Here is a 16,025-nt window from a genome sequence, read left to right as displayed (position 1 = left end):
CCGCTGCCTTTACGCTGCTGACCGATAACGGGATCTCCCGCGAAATTCACAAGCGATAACCGTGCGTCCGGGGGAATGACCCCCGCGAGAACGGGCAGGGGCGGGGCGATGGAACAGACACACACCACCCACAACGGTGTCGCGGCCACCCCTGGCGCGCAGCGCCGGGTGCTGGTGGTCGAGGACGACGCGACGATCGTCGATGCCATTTCCGCCCGGCTGCGGGCCGAGGGCTTCCTGGTGCAGACCGCGCTCGACGGCCCCGCGGCCGTGGACGCGGCCGAGGCCTGGCAGCCGGATCTGATGGTGCTCGACATCATGCTGCCCGGTTTCGACGGGCTGGAGGTCTGCCGCCGGGTACAGGCCCAGCGCCCGGTGCCGGTCCTGATGCTGACCGCCAGGGACGACGAGACCGACATGCTCGTCGGCCTCGGGGTCGGCGCCGACGACTACATGACCAAGCCGTTCTCCATGCGCGAGCTGGCGGCCCGGGTGCACGTCCTGCTGCGCCGCGTCGAGCGGGCCGCACTGGCCGCCGTGACGCCGCGCAGCGGCATACTGCGCCTCGGTGAGCTGGAGATCGACCACGCGCAGCGCCGGGTGCGGGTGCGGGCGGACGACGTCCATCTGACGCCGACCGAGTTCGACCTGCTGGTCTGCCTGGCCAACACGCCGCGCGCGGTGCTGTCCCGGGAGCAGCTGCTGGCCGAGGTCTGGGACTGGGCGGACGCCTCCGGCACCAGGACCGTCGACAGCCACATCAAGGCGCTGCGCCGGAAGATCGGCGCGGAGCGCATCCGTACCGTGCACGGTGTCGGCTACGCCCTGGAGACCCCCGCGCCATGACCGCGCCCGGACCGGGGCTGCGGCCGTTCTCGATCAAGGCCAAGCTGGGCACCCTCGTCGTGGTCTCGGTCTTCATCACGACCGGGCTGCTGATGGTGGCCCTGCGCACCCGTACCGAGCTGCGGTTCATCACGGTGTTCTCGGTCATCGCGACCCTGCTGATCACCCAGTTCGTGGCACACGGCCTGACCGCGCCGCTGGACGAGATGCGGGCCGTGGCCCGGTCGATCTCGCACGGCGACTACACCAGACGGGTGAGCGGCGCCGACCGGCGTGACGAGCTGGGCGATCTGGCCCAGACGATCAACCTGATGGCGGACGATCTGGCGGCCGTGGACCGGCACCGCAAGGAGCTGGTGGCGAATGTCTCACATGAGCTGCGCACGCCCATCGCGGCGCTGAGAGCGGTGCTGGAGAACGTCGTGGACGGGGTGTCCTCGCCCGATCCGGAGACCATGCGCACCGCCCTCAAGCAGACCGAGCGGCTCGGCAGGCTGGTGGAGACGCTGCTGGACCTGTCCCGGCTGGACAACGGGGTCGTCACGCTGAAGGCCCGCCGGTTCGAGGTGTGGCCGTATCTGTCGGGGGTGCTGAAGGAGGCGAACCTGGCCACCGGTCACCGCCGGCTGTCGTCCGGCTCCGGGAACTCCACCCGTAAGGACGTCCATCTCCATCTGGACGTGTCGCCGCCCGAGCTGACCGCGCACGCGGACGCGGAGCGGCTGCACCAGGTGGTGGCGAACCTGATCGACAACGCGGTGAAGCACAGCCCGCCGCACGGCCGGGTGACGGTGCGCGCCCGGCGCGGCAGTCAGCCGGAGTCGCTGCATCTGGAGGTCCTGGACGAGGGCCCCGGCATTCCGGAGTCCGAGCGGCACCGGGTCTTCGAGCGTTTCAACCGGGGCGACGTGACGTCCCCGCACGGTCCGGGCAGTGACGGCGGTACCGGGCTCGGCCTGGCGATCGCCCGCTGGGCGGTGGATCTGCACGGCGGACGGATCGGTGTGGCCGAATCAGCTCGCGGATGCCGCATCCGCGTCACTCTTCCGGGGACCCATCAACCGCGAGGTTGACATAGGGTTCGAACCGGAAGGGCACGTTCTGCGTGTTCTGTTCAAGGGGTACGGTCCAAGGGGCCGTAACTGCGGTCTCGCGTACCCGGAGCAATGCGGAACCAAGCTTGTTTCCCGCCATTTCCTGCGCCGAAACCCGACTTTCGATGTGACTTGCACGACGAAGACCGGCCCGGTCCGCATGGAACGGTCCGGGAGGCGTAGCCTTGATTTCCGCTGTCCACCACCTTGTGAAGCGGAAGAGGGCGGTTGCCGCCGTGTCGTCTCAGTCCCCCAGTAACTCGAGCATCTCGACCGACCAAGCCAGCCCGGGTTCGAACCCGGCTGCTGCTTTCGGCCCCAATGAGTGGCTCGTCGACGAGATCTACCAGCAGTACCTCCAGGATCCCAATTCGGTCGATCGCGCCTGGTGGGACTTCTTCGCCGACTACAAGCCGGGTACGTCCGGCACGGCGGACAAGCCCGTTCCCGGCGCCGCAGCCGCGGGGGCTGCGGTGCCCACGGCTCCGGCCGTGACCGCGCCGACCGCCACCAACCACACCGCCCCTGCCGCGCCCGTGCAGCCCGCGGCCCAGGCCCCGGCCCCGGCCGCGCCTGCCGCCCCGGCGCCCGCACCCGCCCCGGTCGCCCCAGCGGCTCCTGCCGCTCCGGCCGCCCCGGCGAAGGCGGCACCGGCTCCCGCGAAGGCCGCCCCGGCCGCCAAGGCCGCCGCCGAACCGGCCGCGGAGGCCCCTGCCGGGCCCGAGTACGTGACGCTGCGCGGCCCGTCCGCCGCGGTCGCGAAGAACATGAACGCCTCGCTGGAGCTGCCGACGGCCACGTCCGTCCGCGCCGTCCCGGTGAAGCTGCTCTTCGACAACCGCATCGTCATCAACAACCACCTCAAGCGCGCCCGGGGCGGGAAGATCTCCTTCACGCACCTCATCGGGTACGCGATGGTTCAGGCCCTCAAGGCCATGCCGGCGATGAACCACTCCTTCGCGGTGAAGGACGGCAAGCCGACCCTGGTCAAGCCGGAGCACGTCAACCTCGGCCTGGCCATCGACCTGGTGAAGCCGAACGGCGACCGCCAGCTGGTCGTCGCGGCCATCAAGAAGGCCGAGACGCTCAACTTCTTCGAGTTCTGGCAGGCCTACGAGGACATCGTCCGCCGGGCCCGCAACGGCAAGCTCGGCATGGACGACTTCACCGGCGTCACCGCCTCGCTCACCAACCCCGGCGGCATCGGCACCGTCCACTCGGTGCCCCGCCTGATGCCCGGACAGGGCCTCATCATGGGCGTCGGCGCGATGGACTACCCGGCGGAGTTCCAGGGCACCTCGCAGGACACCCTGAACAAGCTGGGCATCTCGAAGGTCATGACCCTGACCTCGACGTACGACCACCGGGTCATCCAGGGCGCCGCGTCCGGCGAGTTCCTGCGGATCCTGTCCCAGCTGCTGCTCGGCGAGAACGACTTCTACGACGAGATCTTCAAGGCGCTGCGCATCCCCTACGAGCCGGTCCGCTGGCTCAAGGACATCGACGCCTCGCACGATGACGACGTCACCAAGGCCGCACGGGTCTTCGAGCTGATCCACTCCTACCGGGTCCGCGGCCACGTCATGGCCGACACCGACCCGCTGGAGTACCGCCAGCGCAAGCACCCCGACCTGGACATCACCGAGCACGGCCTCACCCTGTGGGACCTGGAGCGGGACTTCGCCGTCGGCGGCTTCGCCGGGCAGACCCTGATGAAGCTCCGCGACATCCTCGGTGTGCTGCGTGAGTCGTACTGCCGCACCACCGGCATCGAGTTCATGCACATCCAGGACCCGAAGGAGCGCAAGTGGCTCCAGGACCGGGTGGAGCGTCCGCGCCCCGCTCCGGAGCGCGAGGAGCAGCTGCGGATCCTGCGCCGCCTCAACGCCGCGGAGGCGTTCGAGACGTTCCTGCAGACCAAGTACGTCGGCCAGAAGCGGTTCTCGCTGGAGGGCGGCGAGTCCGTCATCCCGCTGCTCGACGCGGTCATCGACTCCGCCGCCGAGGCGCGCCTGGACGAGGTCGTCATCGGCATGGCCCACCGCGGCCGGCTGAACGTCCTGGCGAACATCGTCGGCAAGTCGTACGCGCAGATCTTCCGTGAGTTCGAGGGCAACCTCGACCCCCGGTCGATGCACGGCTCCGGTGACGTGAAGTACCACCTGGGCGCCGAGGGCACCTTCACCGGTCTGGACGGCGAGCAGATCAAGGTCTCGCTGGCCGCCAACCCCTCGCACCTGGAGGCGGTCGACCCGGTCCTGGAGGGCATCGCCCGCGCCAAGCAGGACATCATCAACAAGGGCGGCACGGACTTCACCGTCCTGCCCGTCGCGCTCCACGGCGACGCGGCCTTCGCGGGCCAGGGCGTCGTCGCCGAGACGCTGAACATGTCGCAGCTGCGCGGCTACCGCACCGGTGGCACCGTGCACGTGGTGATCAACAACCAGGTCGGCTTCACCGCCGCCCCGGAGTCCTCGCGCTCCTCGATGTACGCGACGGACGTCGCGCGCATGATCGAGGCGCCGATCATCCACGTCAACGGCGACGACCCGGAGGCCGTGGTCCGCGTCGCGCGGCTCGCCTTCGAGTACCGGCAGACGTTCAACAAGGACGTCGTCATCGACCTCATCTGCTACCGCCGCCGCGGTCACAACGAGGGCGACAACCCGGAGTTCACCAACCCGCAGATGTACACCCTGATCGACAAGAAGCGCTCGGTGCGCAAGCTCTACACCGAGTCCCTCATCGGTCGCGGCGACATCACGCTGGAGGAGGCCGAGCAGGCGCTCCAGGACTTCCAGGGCCAGCTGGAGAAGGTCTTCGCGGAGGTCCGCGAGGCCACCTCGGCGCCGTCCCAGCCGCACGTCCCGGACGTCCAGGCCGAGTTCCCGGTGGCCGTGACCACCGCGGTGTCCTCGGAGGTCGTGAAGCTGATCGCCGAGTCGCAGGTCAACATCCCCGACTCGATCACCGTCCACCCGCGCCTGATGCCGCAGATGCAGCGCCGTGCCGCTTCCGTGGACAACGGCACCATCGACTGGGGCATGGGCGAGACGCTCGCCATCGGCTCGCTGCTGATGGAGGGCACCCCGGTCCGGCTCGCCGGCCAGGACACCCGCCGCGGCACCTTCGGCCAGCGCCACGCGGTGCTCGTCGACCAGAAGACCGGCGAGGACTACACCCCGCTGCTCTACCTCTCCGAGGACCAGGCCCGTTACAACGTCTACGACTCGCTGCTCAGCGAGTACGCGGCGATGGGCTTCGAGTACGGCTACTCGCTGGCCCGCCCGGAGTCGCTGGTCATCTGGGAGGCCCAGTTCGGTGACTTCGTCAACGGCGCGCAGACCGTCGTCGACGAGTTCATCTCCTCGGCCGAGCAGAAGTGGGGCCAGACCTCCGGCGTCACGCTGCTGCTGCCGCACGGCTACGAGGGCCAGGGCCCGGACCACTCGTCCGCCCGCCCGGAGCGCTTCCTCCAGATGTGCGCGCAGGACAACATGACGGTCGCCATGCCGACGCTGCCGTCGAACTACTTCCACCTCCTGCGGTGGCAGGTCCACAACCCGCACCACAAGCCGCTGATCGTCTTCACCCCGAAGTCGATGCTCCGGCTGAAGGCGGCCGCGTCGAAGGCCGAGGAGTTCACCACCGGCGGCTTCCGTCCGGTGATCGGTGACGACTCGGTCGACCCGAACGCGGTGCGCAAGGTCGTCTTCTGCGCCGGCAAGGTCTACTACGACCTTGAGGCCGAGCGCGAGAAGCGCGGCGTGACGGACACCGCGATCATCCGCCTTGAGCGCCTGTACCCGCTGCCGGGTGCCGAGCTCCAGGCCGAGATCGCCAAGTACCCGAACGCCGCGAAGTACCTGTGGGCCCAGGAGGAGCCGGCCAACCAGGGCGCGTGGCCGTTCATCGCCCTGAACCTGATCGACCACCTGGACCTGGCCGTCGGCGCCGACGTCCCGCACGGTGAGCGCCTGCGCCGCATCTCGCGGCCGCGCGGCTCCTCGCCCGCAGTCGGCTCGGCCAAGCGTCACCAGGCCGAGCAGACCCAGCTGCTCGACGAGGTCTTCGAGGCCTGACCGGCACATCACGAACCGAGGGCCCGGCCCCGCGAATCCATCGCGGGGCCGGGCCCTCGGCGTTGCCGCCGGTGCTCGGAGGTACTCAGATCATCTGCGGCTCGAAGTCCCAGTACGGCCGGTTGCGGGAGCGTGCCGAGACCGTGTGAACGTGCTGCGCTCCCAGGGTGGCGGCCAGATCGCCGAGCGCCTCCGTCTCGACCTTGTCCGCCCGCTGCCGGTCGCGCAGTGCGCGCAGATCGGCCGCGTGCGCGATGCGGGCGGTGAGGGTCAGCGGGTGGGTCCTGCCGAGGACCTCGGTGGCCCGGGTGATGACCGAGTCCGTCAGCGCGGCGGCGGACTCGGGGTCGCCCACGAGATTGCGCAGCGCCGCGGCGTTGACCGCGCAGCCCAGCGTCCAGGGGTGGTCCTCGCCCACCGCCCGGCCCATGTCAGCGAGAGCCTCCTCCGCCAGGTGGTGCGCGTGGTCACGCTCCCCGACGTTGCGCAGGATCAGGGCGTGGTTGCCACGGGTGCCCGCCACGTAGGGATGCTGCTCACCCAGCATGTCCGTGTAGGCCTCGATGACCTTCTCGCTTATGGCCCGGGCCTGGTCGATGTCGGCGTGCTCCCGAGCGAAGCAACTCTGGCTCGCGGCGAACATCGTGGTGAGCGGGTCGCTCTCACCGAGCACCCGCTCACCGCGTTCGAGCACCCGGGTGAAGAGCTCGGCAGCCGGACCGCGCTGCCCCGAACGGTAGTAGCAGAGCGCCAGGTTGTGCTCGGCGCGCAGCGTCTGGGGGTTCTCGTTGCCCATCACGAGCCGGTGCACCCGGACACTCTGGGTCTGGAGCGATTCGGCCTCGCTGTACCGGCCGAGCAGGCGCAGATCGGTGGCGTAGTTGATCTCTGAGTACAGCGTCCAGCTGTGGCGCTGCCGGAGCAGCTGCCGCCGCGATTCCAGGGTGCGCCGATTGTGTTCCAACGCCTCCTCGTACCGTCCGAGCAGGCGCAGGGACGCTCCCAGGTTGTTCTGCGCGCTGAGCGTGAGCGAGTCCTGGTCCCCCAGCAGTTCGCGGTACGCGCTCAGGACCCAGCTGGACATCTCGTACGCCTCGTCGTATCGCCCGAGGCCGCGCAGGTCGGCCGCGAGGCCACTGGCGGCGCGCAGGTGCTCCAGGTCGTGGGTGCCCCGCTCGGCGCGCAGGTGGTCGACGGCGGCCCGCTCGATCACCTCGGTCCCGGCGTAGTCACCGACCGCGCGCAGCAGGTTGGCGTAGTTGTAGCTGAGGTCCCAGACCCGGGGGTGGATCTCCCCCATCAGCTCACCCCATGCCGACATGGCACGGGAGCCCAGCTTGATTCCGGCCCGGTACTCCCCGGAGAGGTACATGTAGCGCAGGCAGTTGAGCACCAGGGACTGGACCGCCGGGTCGGTGCTGCGCAGGACGTCGGCCCACTTCAGGTGCGGGGCGATCTCCGCGTACCGGGGCCACAGCCGGGTGTCGGTGGGACGGCCCGGGTCCGCGGCGGCGAGTGCGCGGCGGACCACGTCCATGAATTCCTGGCGGTCGTGCTCCGGCATGTCCTTGCGGACGATCTGGTGGACCATGCGGTGCAGATAGATCGACTCGCCCGAGGACGACTCGTCGATGACGGCCTCGTGGGACTCCAGGCGGACCACGGAGTACTGACGCAGCTGGCCGATCGCCTTGTTCCACAGCAGCGGGTCGTTCATCAGTCCGGAGAGCTGCTCGGGCAGCTCTCCGGGCGGCATCTCCTTCAACAGCCGTACGGGGATGGAGCCGGGCGCGAAGAAGCTGCACAGCCGCAGCAGGTCGACGGACTCGGGGACGGTGTCCCGGAGTTTGTTCAGCAGTATCGACCAGGCGGTCTGGAAGGCCAGCGGGAAGTCGGCGGAGACCTTGACGACGTCCTGGTCGATGCCGCCGCCGAGGAGTTCGATGTACTCCTCGACGGACATGTCGGAGTCGTTCAGCCAGCCCGCGGTCTGGTCGAGCAGCAGCGGGAGGTCCTCCAGTGCCTCGGCCAGCTGGTCGGCTTCGGTCCGGGTGAGGCGCGGGGCCCGGCGGAGGATGAAGGCGACCGATTCGTCGCGGTTGTAGACCGGCACATCGACCAGGTTGCTGTTGTGCTCGCCCCACTCGGGGTTGCGGGAGGTGATCAGGACATGGCCGGGGCCGGTCGGCACCAGGTCCCAGATCTGTTCCGGCTCGTCCGCGCCGTCCAGGACCAGCAGCCAGTGGGAGTGCGGGTCGCCGCGGCGCAGCGAGTCGCGGACCGCGCGCAGCCGCTCCCCGTACTCGGCGCCGGTGGACAGGCCCAGCTCCGGAGCGAGTTCGGCGAGCCTCTGGCGGTAGAGGGCACGCCGGTCGGCGGGCACCCACCACACCACGTCGTACTCGGAGCCGAACCGGTAGACGTACTCGGCGGCCAGCTGGGTCTTGCCCACGCCCGACATGCCGTGCAGGGTGACGACGCCCGCGCCGGCTCCGGCGTCCTGGAGTGCGGTGTAGGCCTTGCTGAGCAGTTCTTCGCGGCCGGTGAAGCGGGTGTTGCGGCGCGGCACCCCGCCCCACACCTCGGGGGTGTCGGCCGGGTAGCGCGGCCCCGGCCGCGCCTCGGCGGACTCGGGCAGCGGGTCCGTGGGCAGTCCCAGCCGTACGAGCAGCCGGCGCTCGGCCTCGTCCGCGCCGACGTTCGTCAGGTCCGCGGCGCCGAAGACAGAGGTGGCGCCGGGCAGCGCGGAGGTGGTGACGGACGCCGCGGCGAAGCGGTCCGGGTCGGGTGCGACGACCTCGCGCAGGGCGCGGTTCCACTCCTCGTGCCCGCGGGGCCCGACTTGGAAGTACCAGTCGCTGAGCAGGACCAGGATCCGGCCGCGGGAGAGCATCAGGTCCCGCAGGGCGTCCTCCAGCGGTACCTCCATCGGCGGGTCCCAGCGCTGCTGGACGACCGCCACCCCGCGCCGCTCCAGCCGGTCCGCGATCCACGCCGCCCAGGCTCGGTTGAAACCGGCGAAACTGAGGGTGACAGTCTGCGCCCCGATTGCTCCAACTTGCTTACGCGTTCCGGGCATTCAACCGTCTCCCTGACCTCGTTGCGAGCTCTGTCAAGATACACCTGAGCACTGACTCTCCGGCCGAATTCACCTGGCCGCTCAGCTCCCGGGTGATCCGTTCCTCTGCTGCCATATCACCTTGGCGGTGCTGACATAGGCCTCCGCGCGAGCCAGGTGACCCGTGGGGGGCGGCGAATCCTCCAGACGGTGGTAGACCGTGATCATCTCGTTGACCAGCACCCGCCCCTCGTTCGTCAGCCCGGCCGAGCCGGCCAGGACCGGCAGTACGGCGCCGACCTGCCGGTGGGAGCGCGCGTGTTCCGTCCAGGCCAGATCGCGGTGGGTGACCCGGCGCGCGCCGAGCGCGAACCGCTGCCAGTAGTCGGCCAGCGCCAGGTGCGAATAGGCTCCCTGGAGCAGCCCGTCGAAGGGCCTGGGGTCGGAGCGCCACGGGGCGAAGTGGCGTGGGGTGGCGTCCTCGTGGTGCAGCCGGACGAGTGCGCCGAGCGCGGCGAGCTTGGTGTGCTGGAGTTCGTGCACGAGGGTCGAGGCGAAGTAGGCGGGGGTCGCGGGCTTGCTGCTGAGGACCGCGCCGAACGCCTCGCGCCGGGTGCCACTGCAATGGGCCCCGCCCTGTCCGGGCGGGCCGGAACCGGGCGGCGGGCCGAGCGGGACGAGGCAGCGCAGCAGGACGGCCGCTTCGGTGAGCCGGTGTTCGCCGCCCACCCGCAGCAGTGGTTCGACGCCGGACCAGGATTCCGTCCAGGCCTTGCGTTCGTGGTCGTCGATGTGGGTGGCGGCGCTGAGTCCGTGCCGTTCGAGCCCGGTGCCCCGGGTGCGGTACGGGTCGAGGTCGTCCAGGGGTACGGGCCCGGTGCCCGGCAGTACGGCGGGCAGGGTGAGCACCGGCAGCCAGCGGGGGTCGGCCGAGCTCATGGTGCTATCCGGCAGGGCCCGTACCGAGAGGGGCGGGGCACCGGCCGGGCGGACCGTCATCTCGCCGTCCGCGTACGTGAGTTCGACCAGCCCGTCGGCCGCCCGTACCGCGCCCAGGGTGGGCAGCGGGAGCAGCCCCTCGCGGGCGGTGAGCCGAGCGGTGCAGGGCAGGCCGGCCCGGATCGCGGCCGCCGCGGCGAGGGCGCCGAGGTGGGCCAGGTCGGTGCGGAGTTCCGGGCCCGCGGCGGTGGTGCCGGTGAGGCCGCCCAGGAGCCGTTGCGCCCAGGGGCCGGTCATGGGGTGGAACAGCACGGTGCGGGCGGCGGCCCGGTCGGCACGTTCGGCGGCTTCGAGCAGCGCCCAGTCCTCGCGCAGCCGGTAGAGCAGCGGGGGCGGGCACACGGTCGTGGGGGCGGCGGCCGCCGCGTCGAGCAGGGCCCGCAGGAGGACGAGACGGCGGGTGTCCTGGTCGCGGACGAGCAGGCCGAGGGAGTCGGTGTCGCCCTCGGTGCGGCCGAGTTCGCGCAGTACGCGCTCGGGGATGGCGGGGCTCATGGGGGGTCTCCTGCGGTTGCGTCGGCGAGCCGGGCCGCCACGTGGCGGACCAGCCGTTCGAGGTCCGCGCAGTAGACGGACGGGTTGCTGAAGCCGTTCTCTGCGCGGTAGCGGTGTGCGTAGTGGCCGCCGCCGCAGACGGTCAGCAGCGGGCAGGCCCGGCAGACGGCGGCGAGCGCGCCCGCTCCGGCCTGGCGGGCGGCGACGCCGGGGTGGCGCAGGGCGTCGTCGAAGGTGTGCCGGAAGACGTCGAGGCCGGTGGCGGCGGCGGTGTCGTAGGCGGACTTGAGGGAGTCGACCTGCTCGATCGAACCGTCGGTCTCGACCACGACCGCGTTGACGGGGTCCAGGCCCAGGGACTCGGTGGCGGCGGGCAGCCCGAGGAGCAGGGCGACGCACTCCTCGAAGAGTCGGATCCGGGTCTCCCGCCGGGCCGCCGGCCACCAGCGGTCGAAGACGGCGCACAGCCAGTCGCCGTACGGGGTGGCGCGGCCGGAACCCGGGCCCGTGGGGATGCCCGCCCGGTCCGGCAGTCCGGGCGGCGGGCTGGTCCAGTTGCCGTGCGGCAGGAGCAGATCCAGGGCCGGCGGGCGCAGGGCGAGCAGTGACTCGTACATCTCGACGGGGTCCGTGCGCGGGTCCACGACGGTGAGGATGCCCGCGTACGCGCCGGGGTGGCGGTCCGCGAGGAGCCGGGCACCGCGAGCGGCGGCGGGCCAGGAGGGGCGGCCCGCGTGGTCGGTGCGCTGGGTGTTGTGGGCGGCCAGTCCGCCGTCCAGGCTGATGCCGACGCTGATGCCGTGCCGGGCGAGCACGGTGACGCCCGCGTCGGTGAGCAGGGTGGCGTTGGTCTGCACGGTCGCGTGGACGGTGCAGCCGGCGGGCACCCGCTCCCGCACCCGGTCCGCCAGTGCGGCCAGCCGGTCCGGGCCCGCGAGCAGGGGTTCGCCGCCGTGCAGCACCAGGGCGACGTGGAGCAGCCGGTGAGTGGCGGCGTGCTCCGCTATCCGGTCCGCGGTGCGCTCCAGGACGGCGGGCGCGGCGGCGGCGGGCCGGTCCCGCCAGGTGCGGTCGGGGCCCTCGTACAGGTAGCAGTACCGGCAGGCGAGGTTGCAGCGGCCGTGCACCTTCACGATGAACTGGCCGAACGGTACTGGTGCGGGCGGGCCCGCTCCGCCGGCCGGTTCCGGGCGCGGTCCGGGCCCGGTGGGGCGCGCGGCACCCGGGAACGGCTCACCGCTCCCGTGCTGGTACCGCCGCTCCCTCTGCGGCGTCGTCCGTCGGGCCACTCCGGCACCCCCGTGCTGTACGTCTGCCGGGACGGTTACCGGTACCGGCGCGGGGTGAGTATCCCCGTCGCCCGGCGCAGGCAGACACGTCCCGGACGATGATGTCCTGATCGGACTCGCCCCGGGCCGAAACCGTCCGCCTGTCGCGGTCCGGGCGGCGGTACCGCGAGACGGCCCGCCGGCCCCCGCTCCGGTGGCGGTGACGCGGGACCCTCCGCCTCAGAATGCGCTGGTGAACCCCCAGAGCATTTCCTTGGGCTGTTCCGCCCGGCCGCGCAGATCCGCGACCACCTCGGCCAGCACCGGGTGGTGCAGGGTCCGCAGGGTCTCCAGATCGAGACCCAGCAGATCCGGCAGCGCGCCCTCGGCCCCGGACGGACCGCCGCCCGTGCCGGCGGGCACTGCCGCCCCGTCGCTACGTGTCGACTCGTTCATCACGCCTCCCCGTACTCAGCACCGGGCCGCCCGTGCCGCGCTCGCCGTTGAGCGCGCACCGCCGGTCCCGCGTCCCTGACCCGTTTCGTCCCACTGCCCGTGCCGTCGGCCGGCGCCGGTCGCGCGCCGGTCGCACTCCTGGCCGGTCCGGGCGCACGGCCGTGCCGGGTGCTCGCCATTGAGCACTCAGCGCTCCAGCTCCGCCAGCCGCTCCGCGGTCCGGTCGCCCGCGGCTCCGCCGCCATCCGGCAGTTTGCGCCACTCCAGGCGGGCCGCCCGGTAGGCCTCTCGCGCGGCCCGGGGACGCCCCGCTCTCTCATAGGTCATACCCCGCCAGTGGTTGGCTGTAGCACCCAACTCGACGGCTTCCCATCGCCGTTGCGGACTCTCCAGCTCCGCTTCCGCCGTCGCGGCGGACGCGGCGGCCGAGCGGAAGGCCTCCGCCGCCTCGTCGCGCCGGGTCGGCCGGGCCAGCGCGTCGGCGGCCTCCAGGAGCGCCCGGCCCAGCTCCAGCCAGCAGCGCGCGGCGGTCAGCGGGTCCGCGGCCTCCTGCGCCGCCAGCCCGAAGAGGTACTCGGCCTCCCGCAGGTCGACCCGGTCCGCCGTCGCCCGGTGCCGCAGCATCAGGGACCGGCCGAGCATCAGCAGCCGCTCCGACTGGTGCGGGCCGCCGGCCGGCGTCTCGGTCCGGCAGTCGCGCAGCACGCGCACCGCGGCCCCGATGTGCGCCGCGCCGTCCGGGAGTTCGGCGCGGCGCAGCAGTGTGCCGCCCCATTCGGCGAGCAGGTCCGTGTGGGCGCGGGAGTCCCGGGGGGTGCCCCGGGCCGCCCGGGCGAACCAGTCGGCGGCCGCCACCAGCTCGTCCGGGTCGCCGGTGTGCTCGTAGCGGGCCACCCGGACCCGCCCGGCCCTGGTCTGCAACTGGGCGCGCTGGCGCTGTTCCCGTACGGTCTCCAGCGCCTGGCCGGTCAGGGCGGCGGCCTCGTCCGGTTCCTCGCCGGAGGCCAGCAGCGCGTCCACCAGGTCCAGCACGATGCGGACCTCGGTGCCCATGGTGTGCCGGCCGCCCTGGGCGAAGGCGGTGTGCAGCGAGCGGGCGGCCTGCCGGGCGAACTCCCTGGACTGTTCGGTGTCCTCGGTGGCGCCGGCCAGCTTCAGCAGCGTCCGGCCATGCTGGAGCGGGAGCGCGGCCGGCCGGTTCTCCTGGTCGGGCCAGGCGTCGGCGAAGGCCTCCAGCATCCCGCAGGCGCTCTGCAGCAGGGCGCTGTCCCCGTCGAGCCGCCACTGCGCCTCCAGGGCCCGCACCCGCTCCAGGGTGAGCCGCAGCGCCTCCGCCGGTGCCAGGCCGGGGGCGGCGCAGGCGGCGGTGTACTCGCGGTCGGCGCGCCGCAGCAGCTCCAGGGCGCCGCGCCGGTCGCCGCGCCGCCGCCGGTCGTCGGCGGCCGCGTGCAGCACCTTGGCCAGTACCGCCCGTTCGCGTACCGCACCGGGAACGGCGGCGGCCCGCTCCGCGGCGCGCTCGGCCTCGCGGAGCAGTTCGCCGCCGCCCTGCACCTCCCAGAGCCGCAGGACGCAGCGCGCGTACTCCGCCCAGAGTTCGGGGTCGGCAGACTGGCGCGGGCCGTTCTCGGCGGCGCCGCGCAGGAGTTGGACCGCGTCGATCAGGCGCTGCACCATCTTGTCGGCGTCGAACTCCCTCGCCAGCTCGCGGGCCCGCTCCACGACAGAGGTGGTGCCGGGGGGCGGCGGTCCGGGGACGGGGGGCTTCGGCGGGATCACGAATCTGGGGGGCACAGGCATGAATCGCTCCAGTACGCGGGCTGCGACCTCGGCAAAGGCATGGGGTGCGCGGGGGCCACCGCGCCTCCCCGCCGCCCCGTCCGCCTCGTTCTCCTCGTTCTCCTCGTTCTCGTCACTCTCTTCCCTGTCGTCGCCCCCGTCTTGCTGGTCTTCCTGGTCAACAGGGCCGGACCCCGGGTACCCGGGGTCGTACGGGGAACCGTCCGCCCCGGCGTCACCGAGCTGGGCGAAGGCCAGCGCCGGGAAGTTGGGCCCGCCCTTGCCGAACCGCGTCTCGATGTACTGCGAACAGTGCTTGAGGACGAGCAGCGCCTCGTCCCGGCCCAGCGGACCGAGCAACGCCTCCTGGACGCCGGGCTCGAACGCGTACCACTGGCCGCGTCCGCCGCCCGTGCCGTCGGCGCGCGAGAGCAGCCCGCTCAGCAGCACCTCGGCCAGTTCGGAGGGCCCCGACTGGGGCAGCATGGTGCGTTGCACGAGCTGCATCACCGGCAGGTAGAGGGGCGCGGCCGCGAGGTAGACGGCCAGTTGTCCGGCCGCCGGTGAGGCGGTTGACCGGAAGCGGCTGACGAGCTGGAGCGAGGACAGGGTGGCGCCGGAGCGCTGGACGGCCGCCGGGGGCTGGTCGGCCCGCACCCAGCCGACCGCTCCGGAGATCCGGGCCGCGCCGGTACCGGAGAGCAGCCTGGCCCAGGCCGCGAGCGCGTCCGGCGCCGGCGGGAGGACCGGGACGGCGAGGGCGCCGGGGTGCACGGCGGGGCCCGTTCCGGCGTCCTCCGTGACCTTCAGCAGGGTGGCTCCCGCGAGGCCGTCGCCGCGGGAGAGCGAACCGAAGGTGACCGGCAGCCGGGTGCGGTTCCACATGCGCTGCGGCAGCGGCTGGAGCACGGCGACCGGGGCCAGCCGGGCGAGCTGGTGCAGCAGCCGGTGGGCGCGTCCGCTGCGCCAGAGCGGCCCGGCGCAGTCGCTGATCATCACGGTGACCCGGCGCCCGGTCGGATCGCTGAGCCGGTCGGCGGAGTGCAGCGGGGCCGAGGCGGGGTCGGAGCTCCTGCTGACCGTGCAGCCGCCGTCCGGGCCTTGGTGCAGATAGCGCACCTGCACATCCCGGAAGGCACCCAACTGACCGAAGATCTGCTGGAGTTCGCCGAACATCCGGTCCCACACCAGCATGGACGACGAGGCGTCCATGACGCACTGGAGGATCGCGTCGCCCCGGCCGACGCCACGGAACACCGGCATGACCATGCCGCCCGCGCGGGCGCTGCGATCAGCGGTGGCCGTCTCGTCAAGGGTGCGTCGCAGCGGGGCGGAGACCGGGCGGTAGCGCTGCAACGGGCGTAGCGCGCGGGTGAGTTCCAGGGGCGCGGGCAGGACCGGGGCGGCCGGTACGCCGAGCGCGAGTTCGGTGGTTCGGGACCCGGCCGGGGATCTGCGGCGGCCCCGCGCACCGCCCCCGTCCAGGCCGCCCCCGTCCAGGCCGTCTCCGTCCAGGCCGTCCCCGTCCGGGTCGTCCCCGTCCCTGCCGGTTCCGGAGCGCGGGGTGCCGGGGTCGGGGTACAGGGCGATGCGTCCGTCGGCGGCCGGCCCGTCTCGCGGCTCACGGTCCTCGCCGGGCCGGTCGGTGTCCGCGACGGCGCCGCCGTCCGCGCCGGTCCGTTCCCGTCCCCCCGGGCCGGCCTGCCCCCCAAGGGCCGGGAGGTCCGGGAGCGTCACCCCTGACCCGTCCCCCTCCTCCTCCGGGCCGCCGGACGCACCGGTCAGGCCCGCCAGCCAGAGGGCGTCGCAGAGCTGCTCGGCATCGGGATCGAACCCGGCCCCGCGCAGCCGGGCCACCAGCGCCTGCAGGAGCTCTCCGTCGTACGGCTCCGAGGCACGGCCCGCACCGGGCCGCGCGACGGCGTCGTCCGCCCCGGGCATCAGTACC

General features: G+C 72.5%; 8 protein-coding genes. 3 read left to right on the top strand and 5 right to left on the bottom strand.

Annotation, left to right across the window (positions count from 1 at the left end; genetic code table 11):
- The first annotated feature begins 108 nt into the window (after nt 1–108).
- The 3 genes from ACFVQ0_RS12985 to ACFVQ0_RS12975 all read left to right on the top strand — a co-directional run bounded on the left by ACFVQ0_RS12985 (nt 109) and on the right by ACFVQ0_RS12975 (nt 6,022).
- On the top strand, nt 109–846 hold the full coding sequence (locus ACFVQ0_RS12985) for a response regulator transcription factor (protein ID WP_014154105.1): 738 nt from the start codon (nt 109–111) through the stop codon (nt 844–846).
- On the top strand, nt 843–1,919 hold the full coding sequence (locus ACFVQ0_RS12980) for an ATP-binding protein (RefSeq protein WP_390087271.1): 1,077 nt from the start codon (nt 843–845) through the stop codon (nt 1,917–1,919). The genes ACFVQ0_RS12985 and ACFVQ0_RS12980 overlap by 4 nt, the downstream gene beginning before the upstream one ends.
- A 257-nt stretch (nt 1,920–2,176) precedes the next feature.
- Complete coding sequence (locus tag ACFVQ0_RS12975; protein WP_390087269.1) at nt 2,177–6,022, top strand: multifunctional oxoglutarate decarboxylase/oxoglutarate dehydrogenase thiamine pyrophosphate-binding subunit/dihydrolipoyllysine-residue succinyltransferase subunit; 3,846 nt, start codon at nt 2,177–2,179, stop codon at nt 6,020–6,022.
- A gap of 85 nt (nt 6,023–6,107) precedes the next feature.
- Here the strand turns inward: ACFVQ0_RS12975 and fxsT are convergent, their stop codons facing one another.
- The 5 genes from fxsT to ACFVQ0_RS12950 all read right to left on the bottom strand — a co-directional run bounded on the left by fxsT (nt 6,108) and on the right by ACFVQ0_RS12950 (nt 16,018).
- Nucleotides 6,108–9,101 (bottom strand): FxSxx-COOH system tetratricopeptide repeat protein, encoded by a 2,994-nt coding sequence (gene fxsT, locus ACFVQ0_RS12970; protein ID WP_390087267.1) that lies wholly within the window; start codon nt 9,099–9,101, stop codon nt 6,108–6,110.
- A gap of 81 nt (nt 9,102–9,182) precedes the next feature.
- Nucleotides 9,183–10,574, bottom strand: a complete 1,392-nt coding sequence (locus tag ACFVQ0_RS12965) for an aKG-HExxH-type peptide beta-hydroxylase (protein WP_390087265.1) — start codon at nt 10,572–10,574, stop codon at nt 9,183–9,185.
- On the bottom strand, nt 10,571–11,710 hold the full coding sequence (locus ACFVQ0_RS12960; protein WP_390087806.1) for an FxsB family cyclophane-forming radical SAM/SPASM peptide maturase: 1,140 nt from the start codon (nt 11,708–11,710) through the stop codon (nt 10,571–10,573). Before ACFVQ0_RS12960 ends, ACFVQ0_RS12965 begins: the two co-directional genes overlap by 4 nt.
- A gap of 372 nt (nt 11,711–12,082) precedes the next feature.
- The gene (fxsA, locus tag ACFVQ0_RS12955; protein WP_390087263.1) at nt 12,083–12,298 is read right to left on the bottom strand and encodes an FxSxx-COOH cyclophane-containing RiPP peptide; all 216 of its coding nucleotides are present in this window, start codon (nt 12,296–12,298) and stop codon (nt 12,083–12,085) included.
- Between the two features lie 186 nt (nt 12,299–12,484).
- Complete coding sequence (locus ACFVQ0_RS12950) at nt 12,485–16,018, bottom strand: SAV_2336 N-terminal domain-related protein (protein WP_390087261.1); 3,534 nt, start codon at nt 16,016–16,018, stop codon at nt 12,485–12,487.
- Nucleotides 16,019–16,025 lie beyond the last annotated feature (7 nt).

It is taken from the genome of Streptomyces sp. NPDC057900 (genome assembly GCF_042887885.1).
Taxonomy (GTDB): Bacteria; Actinomycetota; Actinomycetes; order Streptomycetales; family Streptomycetaceae; genus Streptomyces.
The sequence above is the reverse complement of the archived record's forward strand: the minus strand, read 5'-3'. Positions and strand labels throughout refer to the sequence as shown.